This is a genomic window from Planifilum fulgidum (assembly GCF_900113175.1).
Classification (GTDB): domain Bacteria; phylum Bacillota; class Bacilli; order Thermoactinomycetales; family DSM-44946; genus Planifilum; species Planifilum fulgidum.
In genome coordinates this window covers 35,570-52,229 of record NZ_FOOK01000018.1, presented here as the reverse complement: position 1 = coordinate 52,229, position 16,660 = coordinate 35,570, and the positions used below count along the sequence as shown (strand labels likewise).

Sequence of the window (16,660 nt, the reverse complement as noted above, 5' to 3'; positions counted from 1 at the left end):
CTCAAAACTCTCCCTCCCGTTCCTGAAAATGCGTCGGCTTATTGTAGATGACGCCCCCGGTCTCAAGCCACTTCACCGTCCACTCGATCATCTGCCGGAGGGACACCCGGGGATAGCCGAACAGCCGATGGGCTTCCGACGCGTTGCTCAGGAGGGCGCTGTCCTCCTCTTCATTTTCAAAAATCGGCTCCACCTTGAACCGGCGGCCGAATTCCCGGGCCAGCCATCGGACCGGAATGCTTTCCGGTCCCGTCACGTTCAGAATCTTGGGCGGCGACTGGCAGTGCAGAAGGGAACGGATGGCCATTTCGCTGGCGTCTCCCTGCCAGATCACGTTGACCTGGCCCATGCGGAGGTCGATGGGCTGCCTCTGCCGCACCGCCTGGGCGATTTCCAAAAGCACCCCGTAACGCATTTCGATGGCGTAATTGAGGCGAAAATGCAACATCGGAATCCCGTACTTCCGGGAAAAGTATTCGAATACCCGCTCCCGGCCCAGGCAGGACTGGGCATACTCGCCGGTCGGCCGGGGCGGGTCCTCCTCCGTCGCGCCCCCCTGCGCCAGTTTCACGAGGGGGTACACGTTTCCGGTGGAAAAGGAAACGATCCGGGCATTCCGGTACTTCAGGGCCACCCTTCCCGGAAGATAAGCGTTCAACGCCCAGGTCAGGTGTTCCTTGCCTTTGGTGCCGAACTTCCGACCGACCATGTGAATCACATATTTGGCGTCGGGCAGGGCCTGCAGTTGATCCTCTTCCAGGAGATCGGCGGAAATCGTCTCCACCCCGCTTCGCTCCAGTTCCTCGCGAACCCCTTGGTCCGAAAAGCGGGACACGCCGATCACCCTGTGCTTCAGCCCGGCCCGTTCAAAGGCCTTCTTGGCCAATTTTGCCAGTCCGGGACCCATTTTCCCCCCGACGCCCAGAATGATCAGATCCCCGTCCAGCCGGGACACGTCGCGAACCAGCCGGTCCGAGGGTTCCGTCAGGATTCGTTCCAACTCTTCAAGACTTTCCATCGCCGTTCCTCTCCTCTCCGTGCAAAGGGTGGGCGGCCCTTCCGCATCCGGAACAGGCCGGTCCGCCGCGTCCTTTTGCCGAGCGGCAAAGTCGCCCCGGACTTTTTCAAGCGGATTCAGATGGCGGCGGGAGAACCGGGCGGATCGAAGCCGGCTCTCCCGGGCGGATGTTGAGGGGGATTTGCTTCTCATTTCCAGCCGGACTGAATGTTGTTCTTCTGAATCTCCCGGTTCACTTCCTCGATAATCTGCGCTCCGCCGGAATCCAGATATTCCTTCACCAGCCGGTCCCATTCGGAAAGGGGCAAATCGCCGGTGATCATCCGGGCCTGTTCATTCAGCAATTTCTCGGTGATCTCCTGCCCCTTTTCGACGAAGGTTTTGGAGTACACCTGATGGATCGGATTTTGATAGTGCTTGATGCCGGCATGCATCTCCTCCAGTTCCTTGGCCAGCTTCCGGTACTCCTTTGTCTTGTATGTCCGGTGGTATTGGTTGGCCTCGTCGCTGGGCGCCCACATCTTGTTGTCGATCAGATAGTTGAAGGGAGCCAGCCCCTTTTTCCCGTCGGGGGGTGTCGCAACCCCGTCCACGATCTGGTACCCGGTTCCCTCATTGCCGTAAAGCCAGTCAAAATCCTTGTTTTCCGGCTTCTGCTGATCGGGGGGGTAAAACTTGCGGCCGAAGTCGATGATCTCCAATATGCGGCGCACCTTGCCCGGATCATCGGCCAGCTTGGCGGACAGGGCGGTCATGGTGTAATAGCCCGACCCCGCCGTGTAACCCCGGGAGCCGTCAGGGGCTTCAAAGGGGGGAATGGCGGCCAATTCCGCGTCGGGATGGATCTTTTTCAGAGCCTTCATGTAATCGTCCGACATCCCCCGGGGGGCTCCCACCATGATCCCCGCCTTCCCCGCGTAAAACACGCGGGTGTTGGCCTCATTGGGATTGAGGAGGACGAAATCCTTCTGAATCGCACCGGCCTTGTACAGCTCGGCCATCAATTGGATCCACTCTTTTCGGGCGTCGCTGATGATCCCCGGGATGTACTGCCCCTTCTCGTTTTTGTGGTACCAGGCATCGGCGTCCCAGTAGGTGCCGAAATGATAATTCGGCCAAAGCTTTTCCCCGAACACCAGGCCGTAGGTGTCATCCTTGCCGTTTCCGTCCGGATCCTTGGTGGCGAAAGCGATGGCCACTTCCTTCAGTTCCTCGTAATTGGTGGGCATCTTCAGGCCCAGTTTGTCCAACCAATCCTTGCGGATGATCGGCGTGAGCAGATAATTTTGGGGATAGTATTTGGGAATGGCATAAATCTTTCCGTCGACGGAAACGGCGTTCCACACCTCCTTCGGCACCATCTTCAGGGTGGGATAATCATCGATGTAATCGTTCAGGGGGAGAAACGCTCCCTGCTTCGCCCACTTGAAAAAGTTGGTCCGGTCGATGCTCCCCTCGAAACCGATCACGTCGGGAATGTCCCCGGAGGCCACCCGGGCGGTCAGCTTCTGGACGTACTCGGTGTAAACCACGTACTCCCGCCGGTAATCCACGTTGAACCGCTCGTTGATCATCTTCACGCCCCGGCCGTCCTTGGGAGGGATGTCCGTATACAGAAAATCGATGGAGGTGATGGTGTACTTTTTGTCTTTGGAATCCGCGTCTTCCGCGTCCCGGGACGAACACGCCAGAAGGGACCCCGTCAGCGCCAACACACACATCCAAGCGATCCACCGGCGAAACCTCCGCATCGCGACTCCTCCCTCCGGTTTTTCCCCCGAAACGACTCCTTGTACGGACTATTCGAAGGAAACGATTGATTCGGAAGATTCTGGATGGATGGGCTCACTTCTATTATAAGTGGGGACGAGGATATCAAGACAAGTCTTTTAATTGTCTTAAATTGATTCCCGAGGCGGCGTCAGCCGAACAGATCGCGGATCAAATTTCCCAGGGTGTATAGAGACAGAAAATAAAGGACGAAAAGACCCACCCCGCCGATTCGCTTCTTGACGGCCGAAATCGCAAGATCCCCCATGAGGGTCCGGTCGCCGGCAATCCGGAACATCGCCGTTCCGATCAGGGGAACGATCACGACGGTGATCAGCTGGGCCGTCACGATCAGTTCCAGGGGTGCATTTCCGAAGGCCAGAGCGACGGCGGCGCCGATCAGCATGACCGCCACCACCAATCCTTTCACCCGCATCCCGTGAAAGCGGGAACCCCATCCCAGGGCATCGGCCAGCAAGGCGCCTCCGATCGCCGCATTCCCCATCAGGGAAGAGAAGGCGGCTCCCCACAGGCCGAGGGTGAAAACGGCGGTGGCGGTGCCTCCGTAAAGGGGTTCCAGCGTTTTGCCCATTTCGACGACGGAGTTCACCCGAATGCCCTGGGGAAGCAAGACGGCCGCGGCGCAAACCATCACCATGGCGGAGATCAGGCCCAGACAGAAGATTCCCGAGTAACTTTCCCGCACCCCTTCCTTGACGTTCTCCCGGCCCCATCCCCTTTCCTGAACCAAATAGGACTGGTAAAAGGCGCCGACGATGGAAAACGTCGTGGCCAAGGAAGCGGTGATCAGCGCGAAGGACCCTTCCGGAACGCGGGGGATGAGGGCGCCCGCCACCGCCGCCGGATCCGGCCTCACCGTCAGCAGGGTGAAGAGGAAGGAGGCGAGCATGAGACCGACCAGGCACAACATCGCCTTTTCCAGAAACCGATAGAAGTTTTTCAGAAACAGCGAAGCGATCGCCAAGAACGTGAAAAGAAGCGTCCAGAGGGGGGCGGGGATTCCGGTCAGCGTTCCGAAGGCGATTCCCGTCCCCATCGCATTGCCGGCCTGAAAGGAAGAGGTGATCAGAAACGAACCCGCCCCGATGAGAACCGCCGCCGGCGATCCCCACTTCCGCCGGACGAGGGTGAGGAGGGATGAATCGGAAGCCATCCCGATCCGCGCGCCCATCTCGGTGAAAACCATCATGAAAAGCGTCGCCAAGACGACAATCCACAGCACCTGATATCCGTACATGGCACCCAGTTTGGTGGACACCGTCAGGCTTCCGGGACCCAGCACCAGCGCGGCGGTAATGACCGCCGGCCCCAGGGATCCAAACCAGCGGATAAACCCCGACGTCCTCTCCCCTCTTGCCTCTTCGACCAGCGGCTTCTTTTCCGGACTTGCCATCCGAAATTCCACCTCCACCTCGGCGCGGAAGGACGCGTTTTCCGTCGGATAAATCGCCCTTTTATCCGTTTTCGGACCTTCTGACGCGGCAGCTCCCGGAATCATTTCCAACCGGGCCGGATGTTGTTTTTCCTGATCTCGCGGTTCACTTCTTCGATGATCTGTGCTCCGCCCGCCTCCAAATACTCCTGAACCAGCCGATCCCAGTCGGACAGGGGGCGGTCGCCCGTGATGATGCGGGCCTGTTCGTTCAGCAGTTTGAGCGTGATTTCCTGCCCTTTTTCAATGAAGGTTTCGGAATACACCTGGTGGATGGGATTGTCGTAGTGTGGGATGCGCGCGTGCATCTCTTCCAGTTCCTTCGCCAGCTTCCGGTACTCCTTCGTCTTGTACGTCCGGTGGTATTGATTGGCTTCATCGCTGGGAGCCCACATGCTTCTGTCGATCATGTAGTTCCAGGGGGCCAGCCCCTTTTTCCCCTCGGGCAAGGTCGGCGCTCCGTCCACCATTTGGTATCCCGTTCCCTCGTTTCCGTACAGCCAATCAAAATCCTTGTTTTTCGGGTTTTGCTGCTCCGGAGGATAAAATTTGCGGCCGAAGTCGATGATCTCCAGGATCCGGCGCACCTTGCCCGGGTCATCGGCCAGTTTGGCGGAGAGGGCGGAGGCGGTGTAGAAGCCGGAACCCGCCGTGTATCCCCTGGAGCCGTCGGGCGCCCTGAAAGGGGGGATCGGGGCCAGCTCCACCCCGGGATGGATCTTTTTCAGGGCCTTCATGTAATCATCCGCCATCCCCCGCGGGGCACCGAAGAATATCCCCGCCTTCCCCGCGTAAAAAACCTTGGTGTTGGCTTCATTGTGACTCAGCAGAACGAAATCCTTCTGAATCGCTCCGGCCTTGTACAGTTCGGCCATCACCCGGATCCACTCTTTCCGGGCGTCGCTGATGATTCCCGGGATGTACTGTCCCTTCTCGTTTTTGTGGTACCAGGCATCGGCGTCCCAATAGGTGCCGAAGTGATAAAAATTGATCAAGTTCTTTTCCCCGAATGCCAGTCCGTAGGTGTCGTCCCTGCCGTTTCCGTCCGGGTCCCGTTTGGCGAAGGCGATGGCCACCTCTTTCAACTCTTCGAAATTGGTGGGCATCTTCAGGCCCAGTTTATCCAGCCAATCCTTGCGGATGATCGGCGTGATCTGATATTTTTTGGGATAATACTTGGGGATCGCGTAGATCTTTCCGTCGACCGTGACGGCGTTCCACACCTCCTTCGGCACCATTTTCAGGGTGGGATAGTCGTCGATGTACTCGTTCAAGGGCAAAAACGCTCCCTGTTTCGCCCATTTGACGTAATTGCCCCGGTCTTCCTCCATGCTGAAACCGATCACATCGGGGATGTCCCCCGCAGCGACGCGGGCGGTCAGCTTTTCGTTATATTCCGTAACCACTGCGTACTCTCTCCGGTAATCGACATTGAACCGTTCGTTGATCATCTTCAACCCCCGGCCGTCCTTGGGGGGAATGTCCGTAAAGAGAAAATCGAAGGATGTGATGGTGTATTTTTTGTCTCCGGAATCTCCCCGCTCCGCTTCGGGGGATGAACAGGCCAAAACTCCCCCCGTCAAGACCAGGACGCACGCCAGAGCGAGCATCGTCTTCCTTCCCCGCATCGCCTAATCCCCCTCTTTCGTTTCCTCGCCACCACCCAAATAAGAAGCAAGTCCCCATCCTCAGCGGAGAATTACCGGAGTCTGCGTCTCTGCGGCCCGGTAGGCCGCCAGCGCCACTTCGACGGCTTTCAGCCCGTCTTCCCCGGTTACCGACGGCGACCGCCCTTCACGAATGCTGACGACGAATTCGCGGATCATGCCGACATCCATGTCGTCACCCCAATAATCCCAACTGACGCCCTGATCATCGGTGTAGACGTGAAGCTTTTGCGCGAAGGCGTCAACCGACAGCGCCCCCTCGGTGCCGACAATCTCCAGCGTCACATCCCCCCAGGTCGGAAACGCCCGGTTCCGCGACCAGCTGCAATCCAGGGTGGCAAAGACTCCGTTGTCGAATTCCATGGTCAGGATGCCCGCTTCGTCGATCCCGCCGGCGGAAGGCAAGCGGTCCACTTCGGCGTAAACTTCCCGCACCTCGCTTCCCATGAACCAACGCATCACATCGACAACGTGAACCGTATGGTCCATCACCGCCCCTCCCCCCGACAGCGAGGGATCGACAAACCAACCGCCCGGGTTTTTTCCCCGATTCGTTCCTTTGATGGCCAGAATCCTGCCCAACCGTCCCTCCTTGATCATCTCCCTGGCCCGGGCGATCGAAGGATTGAACCGCACCGGAAAAGCCGTCATCAGCTCCACCCCGTTTTTCTTGCAGGCTTCGATCATTTCCCGGGCATCCTGCAGAATCGTCGCCAGCGGTTTTTCACACAGGACGTGTTTTCCCACCCTTGCCGCCGCCAGAACATGCTCTCGGTGCTTGACGTTTTCCGAGGTGACGATCACCGCATCGATGTCCGAGTCCAACAAACCGTCGATGTCGGGAAAGAATTGGACACCGAACCGCCGGGCCGCCGCCCCGCCCCGTTCCTGGTCGGGGTCGGCGATCCCCGCCAATTCGACGCCCTCCAATTGCTTTAGCGCCCGCGCATAACTGTAGGCATGCATATGAGCAACACTGATGATTCCCACTTTCATCGGTCCCACCCCCCGATTCATCCTGACCAAAAGACTTGCCCGCGGCCGATACCTGCAAAGATCCACACCGGAAACAAAGAATGTCCCGTTCAGGAGACGAGCTCCCCCGGCTTGACCGGCTCTCCCGTCTCGATGGAACGGAGGGCCGCCAAAGCGATCTCCATCGCCCGGTACGCGTCCTCCGCCGTGACAACCGGCTGTTCACCGGTCTTCAAACAATGGAGGAAGTGCCGCAATTGGCGGGCATAGGGATCTTCGTTCAACGGGCTTTCCGGAACTTCCACCCCGCGAAGGGATGCCTCCTTGCCGTGCCCCCGCACCAACAGCGGCCGGTCCTTCGCGCTGTCATATGCGATAATGCCCGTTTTCCCCGCGATCTCAAAACGGTAGGAAAAACTTCCGTGGGACCACATGCCCTCCACATGGGCGATCACACCGCTTTGAAACCGCAAGGTGACCAGCGCGTAATCCCTGCGGGCGTAACCCCGGCCGGTCAGACCCTTGGCAAACACCCGCTCCACTTCGCCGAAACACCAACGGAGGTAATCGAAATCGTGGATGATCATATCCAAAACCAGTCCGCCGCTGGCATGAAAATCGGCATACCAGTCGTTCCATCCCGCCGGGAAGCTTCCGCCGCGCCCGGTGCGGACAACGGTGACGTTGCCGATTCTTCCGTTCTTCACGAGCTCCCTGGCCCTCACGTATTCGGGAAAAAACCGGACCACATGTCCGACGAACAGCTCCACCCCCTTTTCCCGGCACGCTTCAATCATCTCCCGTGCATCCTCGAGGTTCCGGGCGAGGGGTTTTTCGCAGATCACATGTTTTCCGGCATCCGCCGCCTTGAGAACAAAGGGCTTGTGAAAAGGAGTGGGCAGGCAGATGTCGACCACCTCCGCCGGAACCTCCCTGATCGCCTCTTCAAAGGTGGTGAAAGGGGAAGCGCCAACCGGTTTCGCCAGTTCTTCCGCCCGCCGCGCGTCCCTGTCGACGATGCCGCTGACGCGCGCATCCTTCATTCCCGCGAAGGCTTGGGCATGGATGCGTCCCATCGTTCCCGCGCCGACGATCAGGATATTAATCATTGTCCCTCTCTCCTCTCCATTTTTCCGTCCTTTGACGGCGCCACATCGTCCCCGTATCCGCCCGTACCGGCAGCAGATCCGCCGCACTTCCGCAGGCTGACCGGCAAAGGCGGACAAAGGGATGCCGATCGGGCGCAATTTCTGCCTCCCGAAAGGGAATGGGGATGGCGAACAATCATTTCCGCATGGGAAATGGGTCCAATCATGGTTGGACAATGCCGGAGGCCGACAAACCAAACGGAAGCAAACAAGCCTAAGATCAACGGTCCGAACCGCGTTCATCGCCTTTTCCCGGCAGATCGATCACCGCGGCTTCATACTCTCTCACTTCCGGCACTTGGAAAGAGACCCATCCTTCCGCGTAGGAAAAGGAAAGGTCGCACTCTCCCCGAATCGTCCGGATGGATCGGGGCCTTCTCCCCGTGTGGACGGAAATTTTCACATCCCTTAGCTCCTTCACCCGCTCGATCGGCCGTCCGACGTCGTGGGGGCAATTGACCAAGTGGAGAATCCGCCGGTTTCCCTTTTCGCGAACGTTGACAATGAGGGAGGTCGATTCTTCATCCATCCGGACGTCACGCCGGCTCAGCCCGTCGACGGCATTTCGCATCAACCGGCCGTGTTCGGGAAAACGGTAGGTTTCGTACATCGCGTCGATGTTTCCCGTAAACAGGAGCGCCGTCCCTTTTCCGAAGCGGTTTTTCAAGAGAAACGGATGATCCGTCTTCGGAGGCAGGTCGCAGTAGCTGGAGGGTTGCTTTTCCTGGAAATGCATATGGGCCCGGGCCCCCGGCGCGGGAACCACCTTTATGTGCAGGTGCGGGGCGGGAATGAGCGATTGGTCGATTCCCCCGGTCAGCGGCGACGGCTCCAAAGCCACATGATCGCAGCGCAGATACTCGGCTCCCTCCGTCTCCGAGATCTCGAACACTTCCTTCAAGGGGTGGGTTTCCCGCGGCCTCCCCCAGGCATCCCAGAGGGCGGTGTCGTAGGTGGCGATGACGTTGCCGCCCTCCGCCACGTAATCCCGGATCGACCGGCACTCCTTCTCCCCCATGCAGGCCACGTTCGGGAGGATGACCAGCTCGTAACGGGACAAACCGCCGCGCTCCAGGCAGTGATCGTCGATCACGTCGAAGAGGCGGTGGGAACGGGACAGCACCTCGAACCATCCGTTAAAGGCCCGCCTCGCATCGCTCTTCATCCGATGCTCAAGGACCGCCTTCCCTTCCACAAAATCCAGCTGCTCCGCGGTGGTCTGATAGAAATTGGCGTTTTTCAGGGACCAGACCAAAGCCACCCTGGCGACCGAGGCGGTCTGCGCCAGGCAATCGGAGTGGGCGGACAAAAGCCGGTTGATTTCCCTTACGGTGTTCATCCGCGGGTCGTCGCGGTTCGCATCGTAGATGCCGTACCAGACATGGGCGCCGTTGGCGACGGAAAGGGCATAGGCGATCCAGGTTTCCGCCGCGGGAAGCAGGTAACGGTTCCACGGGCCGTGCCTCCCGGCGACGGCGACGATGGTCGGTTTCCCTTCCGCCTGGGTTTCCAGCCATTTGGCCGTAGCCGCGGGCTTCCAGACCGGAAGATCCCGCAAATCCCCGGACAAAAACCCGCCCTCGGCGAGCAGGGCATCCTGCCAGGGGGCCACCCGGCGGTTGTCCCGGCCGCAGGTTCCCGGACCCAGCGGGAGTCCGTTCATGTACAGCACCGCGTCCGGATTGACGCTTTTCAGGGATTTTCGCACATCCCGGACAAACCGGGCGATGCTCTCCTGCTTGAAGGTCAACACCTTGTGAAAGACGAGAGGGTCCTTCATCTGTTCCGGCGCGTATTCCAACCCGTGTTGTCCTTTAAAACCCGCCCTGCAGGCATCGCAATAACATCCCTTCGGACTGAACACGGGGCCGTCCAGGAAGATTCCCTTCACCCCGTACATGCCGATTTCCCGGATCATTTCCATCGCCCAATCCCGGAAAGGGGAATTGATGCAGGAATAGCCTCCGCTTCCGTAGGGGATGGGAATGATTCCCCCGCGGCCGTCCCGCTGGAACCATTCGGGATGAAGCGGCATCAATTCCCCGCTCAGCCAGTGCACGTTGAAATAGACGATGTCCCAACTCCCCCGCCGCCCGTGGTGCTTTCGGTATTCCTTCAAGAGATCCCGCCGGTTCAAGCGGGCATGTTTGGAATCGAAAAAGGCGATCCCCGCCTCCCCGACGGTCACATCGGTCACCTCGATGTGCTGGGCGCTAAATCCCAAGCGGGTGATCGCCTCCACCTGGGCGCCCACGTCGAACCGTTCCAACGCCTCCGGACCCGGCGGGATCAAATCGGCGATCAGCAGCAGGCGGCCCGGATTCATCGGAGTCCCCTCCAATCCAAAGTGAAAACCCGTCGCGAAAGGAGGCGGAACCCTTCGGCATGCCGGCTTCATCCCTTCAGCGGAAGCCCATGACGCAGGCCGAAGCGATCCGGGAATACAGATTGGCCTTGCCGACGCCCGGGTCCCGTCCGGGGCGGAATCCGTCGAATCCCAGCCGCTCTTCCTCCAGCTCCTCGATGCGGGAAATCCTTCCGGAGCAATAGTCCAGGAGGCGTTCCATCGCCGTCTCCACCCGGGCAAGCAGCCCTCCGTATCGGATGTCCAGCACCTCCCAGCCAAAGGGTTTGTAGGTGCTGAACCACTGTTTTCGGTGCGCCTTCCGCAACCGGTCGATCTCCCGGTGCAATTTCGGCAGTTCTTCCCGGGCGACGGCCTCCAGCCTGTCCTTTTCCCCGCGATCGTAATGCGCCTTGATCCTCAGGCCGATGTCGCATTTCATGCGCAGTACGGCGCTCAACCGGACGGGAACCTCAAAGAGCTCCCGCCACCTTCCGGCCCGGTCCCGGTCGGCCTTCAGAAGGCGGTGCAGCCGATCGTAATATTCCGCGGCACCCGCCCCCTCCAGGTGCTTGTCGAACAGGCCGATCAACACATCCTGCCACAACAGGAATTTGGAGGGGTTATCGGGAATCAGCGCCCCCATGTCCGCCCCGGGAAGGGTGTCGAATCTCCCCATGTTGAGGAAAGCGTCGGCATCGCCTCCGGTGCAGAGGGCAAAGCGCCGTTTCAGGGTTTCCGGATCCGGCTGTTCCGCGTAGCCGTGTTCGGCGAACAGCTGCAGTCCCAGCAGGCCGGCCAACATGTTGGTCTCCGCCCCGTCATCCCCCCAGAAGGTGGCGAACACCTCCCGGATCCCCTTCCGCTTGCAGGCGGAAAGGGCCGCGTTGGTGGCGGCGAAGGTTTTCTCGTAATGGACCGCCGGCCCCGCCCAGGTCCACACTCCTCCCGCGAAAACGGGATCGGATCCCAGTAAGCGGTGTTTTTCGATGAATTGCTCATAGAAGGCGGGATCTTCGTGATAATAATCCCAGTACACCAGCCGGATGCCCTCGGGCATCCGGCGGACCGCCTCGCCGGGAATCTCCGCGCTCAAATCGTAATACTCGTGGCCGGGAGAGCCCATCCGGAAAAACATGTCGCTCCACATCATGGGCCTCAGCCCGTACCGGGAGGTGATGTCCAGCACCTTCCCAAGATGATCCATCATGATCTCGAAGGGAGGCCGGTAACCGAAGCGGTCCAGATACCTCCCCCTTCCCAAGCCGAATGCCTCATCCATCCCGATGTGGATGCGCCGGCTCCGGAACGTTCCGGAGACGGAGCGGATCATTCCTTCGATCAGCCGGTAGGTGTCCTCGGATCCGGCCAGGAGCACGTCCTCGGTGTCCCGGTACTTTCGCGCCGGCTCCCACTTCAGAAAGGCGGCCAAGTGGGCCAGGGTTTGAATGCAGGGAATCATTTCGATGCCGAAAAGGGCGGCGTACTCGTCCAGCTCCTTCAGTTCCTCCGGCGTATAGCGGCCGCGCATGTATCCGAAGTAGGGCTCCCCTTCCACGGTGTAAGTGTCTTCCGTGTACAGCATGAGCATGTTGAGCCCCATCAACGCCATGATCCGGATCACCCGCCGCAGAACCTCGGGCCGGAACACGGCGTTCCGGGAACAATCGAACATGGCCCCGTTCATCGCAAACCGGGGCTTTTCCGTCACGGCCTCCGTCTTTCCGTCCCGGAGGGCACCGATCAGGATGCCGAGCCCGCGGTAGAAATGGACGGGCTCCCGGAACCGGATCCGCCCCCGCTCCTTCCCCACCTCAACCTGGAGCAGACTTTCCGGTATCCGCTCCACTTCCACGGGAAATCCCCTTCCATCCCGGACAAAGGAAAGATCGGCTTCCAGCTCCTTCAATCCGGCCTCCAGGCCGGACAGATCTCCCTGAAACCGCAGCCTCATGCTCTCTTCCTCCCGCCCGCTGATAACGGCCGTCATCGAGGCTCACTCCCGTCAAACTAGCATCCTCCAAAATCCGGACGGGGCCGTCCTTCCCCGCCCCCGCGTCGCGAGATTTTTCCGAAAGATGCGGATCCCAAAGCCGCCAACGTCATGAAAAAGCGCCACCGGTTGCGGTGAGGTGCGGGCGTGACGGACATGAAGACCCGTACCGCCTTCCCTCCGGCAGACCATGCCGAGTCCGCGTCCCGCAATCCGGCGGAAAAACCCCGCCGTCACCCCTTGGCGTAATACCGCGCCACTTTCCGGATCGCCCGGATCATGTCGTCGATGTCCTTTTCCGTAAAAAATTCGCTGACGGGAAGGCGGATCGACGTCGCCAAAATCCGCTCGGCGACGGGGCAGAGTCCCGGTTCATAGGAGACGTCCGACAGGGAGAAAGGAAAATCGCTGCCGGGATAGGCCCGCCGCTCCCGAAACATCTTTTGCCGGTACAGCACGTGGGGAATGTAACCGGGACTTGCGGGAATACCCTCCCCCCGGAGGGCGAGGGCAAACTGATCCCGCGTGCAGGACAGCCGGGACTCATCCACCCGGAACATGTAAAACCAGTAGGAAGACCAGCCGCCTTCGGGCACCTTCGGCGGAAGGACGCCCGGCAAATCCCGGATGCCCTCGGTGATCCGCTCGCCGTAGGCATGGCGCCTTCCGCAGATCCAGGACAACTTTTTCAGCTGGGCGATGCCGACGGCCCCCTGAAGCTCCGTCATCCGGTAATTGGGGGCCAGGCACTCCGGATCCCGCATCACCTCATCCGAAAAGCGCCGGTAATTCTTGTCGGCAAAAGCGTGCACCCGCTGAAAATCCTCTTCATCCCCGGAATTGACGGTGACGATTCCCCCGTCCCCGGTGCTGATATGCTTGAAATCGTTGGTGCTGAAACACCCGTAGTCGCCGAAGGTGCCCGCCAGTTTGCCCCGGTGGCGGGTCAGCCAGCTCTGGGCGCAATCCTCGATCACCTTGAGGCGATGCTTTCGGGCGACCTCCATGATCCCGTCCATGTCGGCGGGAGTGCCCGCCAGATGGACGACCAGGATGGCCTTGGTCCGGGGGGTGATCCTCTCCTCCACCGATGCCGGATCCAGATTGTAGGTGCGGGGATCCAGGTCGGCGAACACCGGAATCGCATTCTGGTACAAAATGCCGATCAACGTCCCCTGATCGGTGATCGGACTGGTGATCACCTCGTCCCCCACCGTCACTCCCGCCGCCCCCAGGGCGACGTGGATCGCCGCCGTTCCGGAGGAAACGGCCACGCTGTACCGGACGCCGTACAGTTCGTTAAAGCGCCGCAGAAAGGTCTTCACCTTCGTCCCGGAGTGGTAAAACAGCGTGTTTTGTTCCAAGGCCTCCAGCAGCTCTTTCGCCTCCTCCGCGCCGAAGCGTTTGCCCGTCCCGAAGGCGTCCGTCTTCACCCTCGGCCCGCCGTGGATGGCCAGCTCCTCTTCCCGCACCTGCTTCCCCTCCTTCAAGCGCCTTGATCAACAATGCCTCACACTCGTTTCGCCAGCGACAGGGACCATGCTTTGCACCGGACTCCGTGGCGGAGGACCGTCCCCCCCCGCTCTTCCCTTCCCCGGGGAACGGGAACCATGATCGCCGCGTCCTCGCATCCCGCCGACCCGGACACCAGCGGTCTTCCCTCCTCATCCACCCCCGCCAGCCGGATGCGCCGCCGGCGCCGCTCCCAGTCGTCGATCTGCTCGCCGGTCCAGAAGTCGAAATTCCGCCCTCGCGCCTCCTCGACCACCCTTCTCAGCGCCCCCCGGACCGGCTTTTCCCGGTGGAGGTGGATGGGATGGAAGAGAAAGTGGGCGACGCCCCGCACCCGCCGCACCCCCTCCAGGAAGGGAACGATCACGCTCTCATCCGCCAGGCGGCCAAGATTGACATCCTGGGTGAGGAAACTGATTTCCAACACGTCGTAGAACCGGTTTTCCTCGTCTGCCCGGGCGATGGGAAAATAGGGATGGCACGTCCCGAACAAAAAGCCGATGTTCCCCTTTTTGCTCGGACCCCGGGTCTGATCCGACCGGATGCCGAATTCCTCGCACCAGCGGAACAGTTCCCCCCACCCTTCATACCGGGTGTAATGGTTTTTGTTGGAAACCACCCGCTCCGTCCCGATTGCGCGCCTGAGCCATTCCAGTTGCCTTAAAAACGCCTCCCGCCCCCAGGCCCCTCCGTCCGGCTCGTAGGCGTTATAGTGAAAGGCCAATTCATGCCCCTCCGCGGCCACCTTGGGATAGATCCCGGGGCTGTATCCCGGCTCGATCAGGCACCAGGTGGCGGCCACATCGCACTCCCTCAACAGCCGCAGGGTGGTTTCCGCCGAATCATCCAGATTCCAGTCGCTGTCCAGGGAAATCATCGCCACCTGTGACACGCCGGCGGGCCAGTAATCCACAAAGGGAAGCGTCAACCCCCGGGCGGTGGCCGCCTTCAGCAGCGAACCGATCAGGGTCTCCTTCCACAGATCCGCATAGGGATGGGCGAAATACCGCTCGCCGGTCTCGGTCCGGGCCCGGTCCACCTCCCAGTCCATCTCGAACCCGTCGTCGGCCTTCAGGATGCCGTCGTCGATCCCCGCCGTACCGTCGGGGGCGGGGAAACCGTCCCTTTCCACCGGACGGGTTCCCTGCTGAAGCCCCACCACCGTGCCCGGAAGATCCACCGCCCAGTGGGTGATGCCCCCCGACCCGATCGCAAACCGGTGAAAGAGGGGACCGTGAAAGGGTCCGTCGGGATTTCCGCCGTACAATCCCCCCCTCGCGGAACAGGGAGCCGAAGAAGAAACCCTCCAGCGGCAGGCGCGAAGAAAGCGGAGAGGAGGCCTATTTTCCTCCTCCGTGTATGCATAACCCGCTCCCTCGATCATCTTCTCCTCCGCCCCCAGCGCGCCGGCCATCTCCGGAAAGCTGCCGAAGACGAACACTTCCCCTCCCCGTTCGGCCACGTCCTTCAACAGGGGAACCGCCTCCCGCCCCGCCAAGGCGACGAGCAGAACATCCGGCTTGCCGAGCTCCTTCGGATCAAAGACCCGGCGATGGGGAATGCCGCCGTGGGACAGGATTTCAAACAGTTCGCCGCCGAAGGCGTTTTCCCCCCGGCTCCACCGCTTCCGCGCCTCTTCCCGGTCCAGGAGGACCGCCACATCGGCCATTTTCACGTTTATCCCCCCTCACGCCTCGTAAGATCCAACTCCACCGCTTTCCCCGTGGTCCTGCTTTCGTTGGCCGCCTCGATGAACCGGATGATCTCCAGCGTCTCCCCCACATTCAAAGGCGGCGTGCCCGATCGAAACATCGCCATCACCTGCTCCAACAACGCGGCGTAATAGGGTTTGCGGCTCCGGGTCACATCCGCGAACACGGATCCCATTTTGCCGTGAATCAGCGCCCCGAAAGCCGAATTTCCCTCCCGGTTTCCCCGGTACGTCCCGATCCGGCCGTCCTCCCATTCCCCGACCACCACATCCTGCCGGGGATGGGAGACGACCCTCACCCGCACGCATCCGGCCCCCAGCGCGGCGTACATCATTTCCACACCGTGAATGCCGTACCAAAAGAGCCCGGGCTGGGTCGGCTCGAGCGCCATCGGGCCGAAACAGTCGCAGCCGTACGGCTCTTTTACGCTCTCCAAGGCCTCCGCCAAGGGTTCCGCATACCGGAGGGCGGAGGCGCTCATCAGGGGAATCCCATGCCTTTCCGCAATGCGGACCATCTCCCGCGCGTCCCGGAAGCTGACGGCGAAGGGCTTGTCGATGAAAACCGGCTTCTTATAGGGGGCGATCCGCCGGAAAAGCTCCGGATGAAGGCGCCCGTCGACAGCCGTCAGGAGGATGGCGTCCGACTGCTCCGCCACCGCTTCCGGAGAGGAAACGATGCGGACGCCGTAATGTTCCTTCAGCTCCGCGGTGATTCCAGCCACCCGGGACCGGCTCAGCTCAAAATCCGTGGAACCGCCGGGATAGGCGACGGTCACTCTTCCCCCCGGCACGTGAAATTCGTCGGCCGGATCATTCAACAGCCGGGCAAAGGCCGTGCAATGGGAGGTGTCCAAACCGATCATCCCGATTTCGATCAACGTCATGTCATCCCCCCAAATCCCCTTTAAGGGCGAAAAAATTCAAAAATTGACGGAAATGAAAGATAATCGTGTGACGATTTATTTTTTTTGTACATTTGCAATTATTATACGAAATGTTTTATTTTATAGACAAGTCGATTAATTGTCTTTTTATTCGATCACCATCCCGGCTTCAGGAGGAGAAG

The 16,660-nt window shown here is 60.3% G+C and carries 11 protein-coding genes; all 11 read right to left on the bottom strand.

What is annotated here, in order from left to right; translation table 11 throughout:
- Position 1: 1 nt before the first annotated feature.
- The 11 genes from BM063_RS10845 to BM063_RS10795 all read right to left on the bottom strand — a co-directional run bounded on the left by BM063_RS10845 (position 2) and on the right by BM063_RS10795 (position 16,478).
- The gene (locus BM063_RS10845) at positions 2–1,018 is read right to left on the bottom strand and encodes an NAD-dependent epimerase/dehydratase family protein (protein ID WP_092038907.1); all 1,017 of its coding nucleotides are present in this window, start codon (positions 1,016–1,018) and stop codon (positions 2–4) included.
- A 188-nt stretch (positions 1,019–1,206) separates the two neighbouring features.
- On the bottom strand, positions 1,207–2,769 hold the full coding sequence (locus tag BM063_RS10840; RefSeq protein WP_092038860.1) for an extracellular solute-binding protein: 1,563 nt from the start codon (positions 2,767–2,769) through the stop codon (positions 1,207–1,209).
- Between the two features lie 170 nt (positions 2,770–2,939).
- Positions 2,940–4,202, bottom strand: a complete 1,263-nt coding sequence (locus BM063_RS10835; protein ID WP_092038905.1) for an Nramp family divalent metal transporter — start codon at positions 4,200–4,202, stop codon at positions 2,940–2,942.
- Positions 4,203–4,303: 101 nt separating this feature from the next.
- A complete protein-coding gene (locus tag BM063_RS10830) occupies positions 4,304–5,869 on the bottom strand; it encodes an extracellular solute-binding protein (RefSeq protein WP_245752232.1) in 1,566 nt (521 codons plus the stop codon).
- A 60-nt stretch (positions 5,870–5,929) separates the two neighbouring features.
- Positions 5,930–6,904, bottom strand: coding sequence for a Gfo/Idh/MocA family protein (locus BM063_RS10825; protein ID WP_092038858.1), 975 nt, complete (start codon positions 6,902–6,904; stop codon positions 5,930–5,932).
- Positions 6,905–6,993: 89 nt separating this feature from the next.
- Entirely contained in the window at positions 6,994–7,992 is a 999-nt protein-coding gene (locus BM063_RS10820; protein ID WP_092038856.1) for a Gfo/Idh/MocA family protein, read from the bottom strand.
- A 259-nt stretch (positions 7,993–8,251) separates the two neighbouring features.
- Entirely contained in the window at positions 8,252–10,357 is a 2,106-nt protein-coding gene (locus BM063_RS10815) for a beta-galactosidase trimerization domain-containing protein (RefSeq protein WP_177199106.1), read from the bottom strand.
- Between the two features lie 76 nt (positions 10,358–10,433).
- Complete coding sequence (locus BM063_RS10810; RefSeq protein ID WP_245752230.1) at positions 10,434–12,365, bottom strand: beta-N-acetylhexosaminidase; 1,932 nt, start codon at positions 12,363–12,365, stop codon at positions 10,434–10,436.
- Positions 12,366–12,601: 236 nt separating this feature from the next.
- The gene (locus BM063_RS10805; protein ID WP_092038852.1) at positions 12,602–13,840 is read right to left on the bottom strand and encodes a DegT/DnrJ/EryC1/StrS family aminotransferase; all 1,239 of its coding nucleotides are present in this window, start codon (positions 13,838–13,840) and stop codon (positions 12,602–12,604) included.
- Positions 13,841–13,878: 38 nt separating this feature from the next.
- Entirely contained in the window at positions 13,879–15,549 is a 1,671-nt protein-coding gene (locus BM063_RS10800) for a polysaccharide deacetylase family protein (protein ID WP_425439154.1), read from the bottom strand.
- A gap of 8 nt (positions 15,550–15,557) precedes the next feature.
- Positions 15,558–16,478 (bottom strand): Gfo/Idh/MocA family protein, encoded by a 921-nt coding sequence (locus BM063_RS10795; RefSeq protein ID WP_092038848.1) that lies wholly within the window; start codon positions 16,476–16,478, stop codon positions 15,558–15,560.
- Positions 16,479–16,660 lie beyond the last annotated feature (182 nt).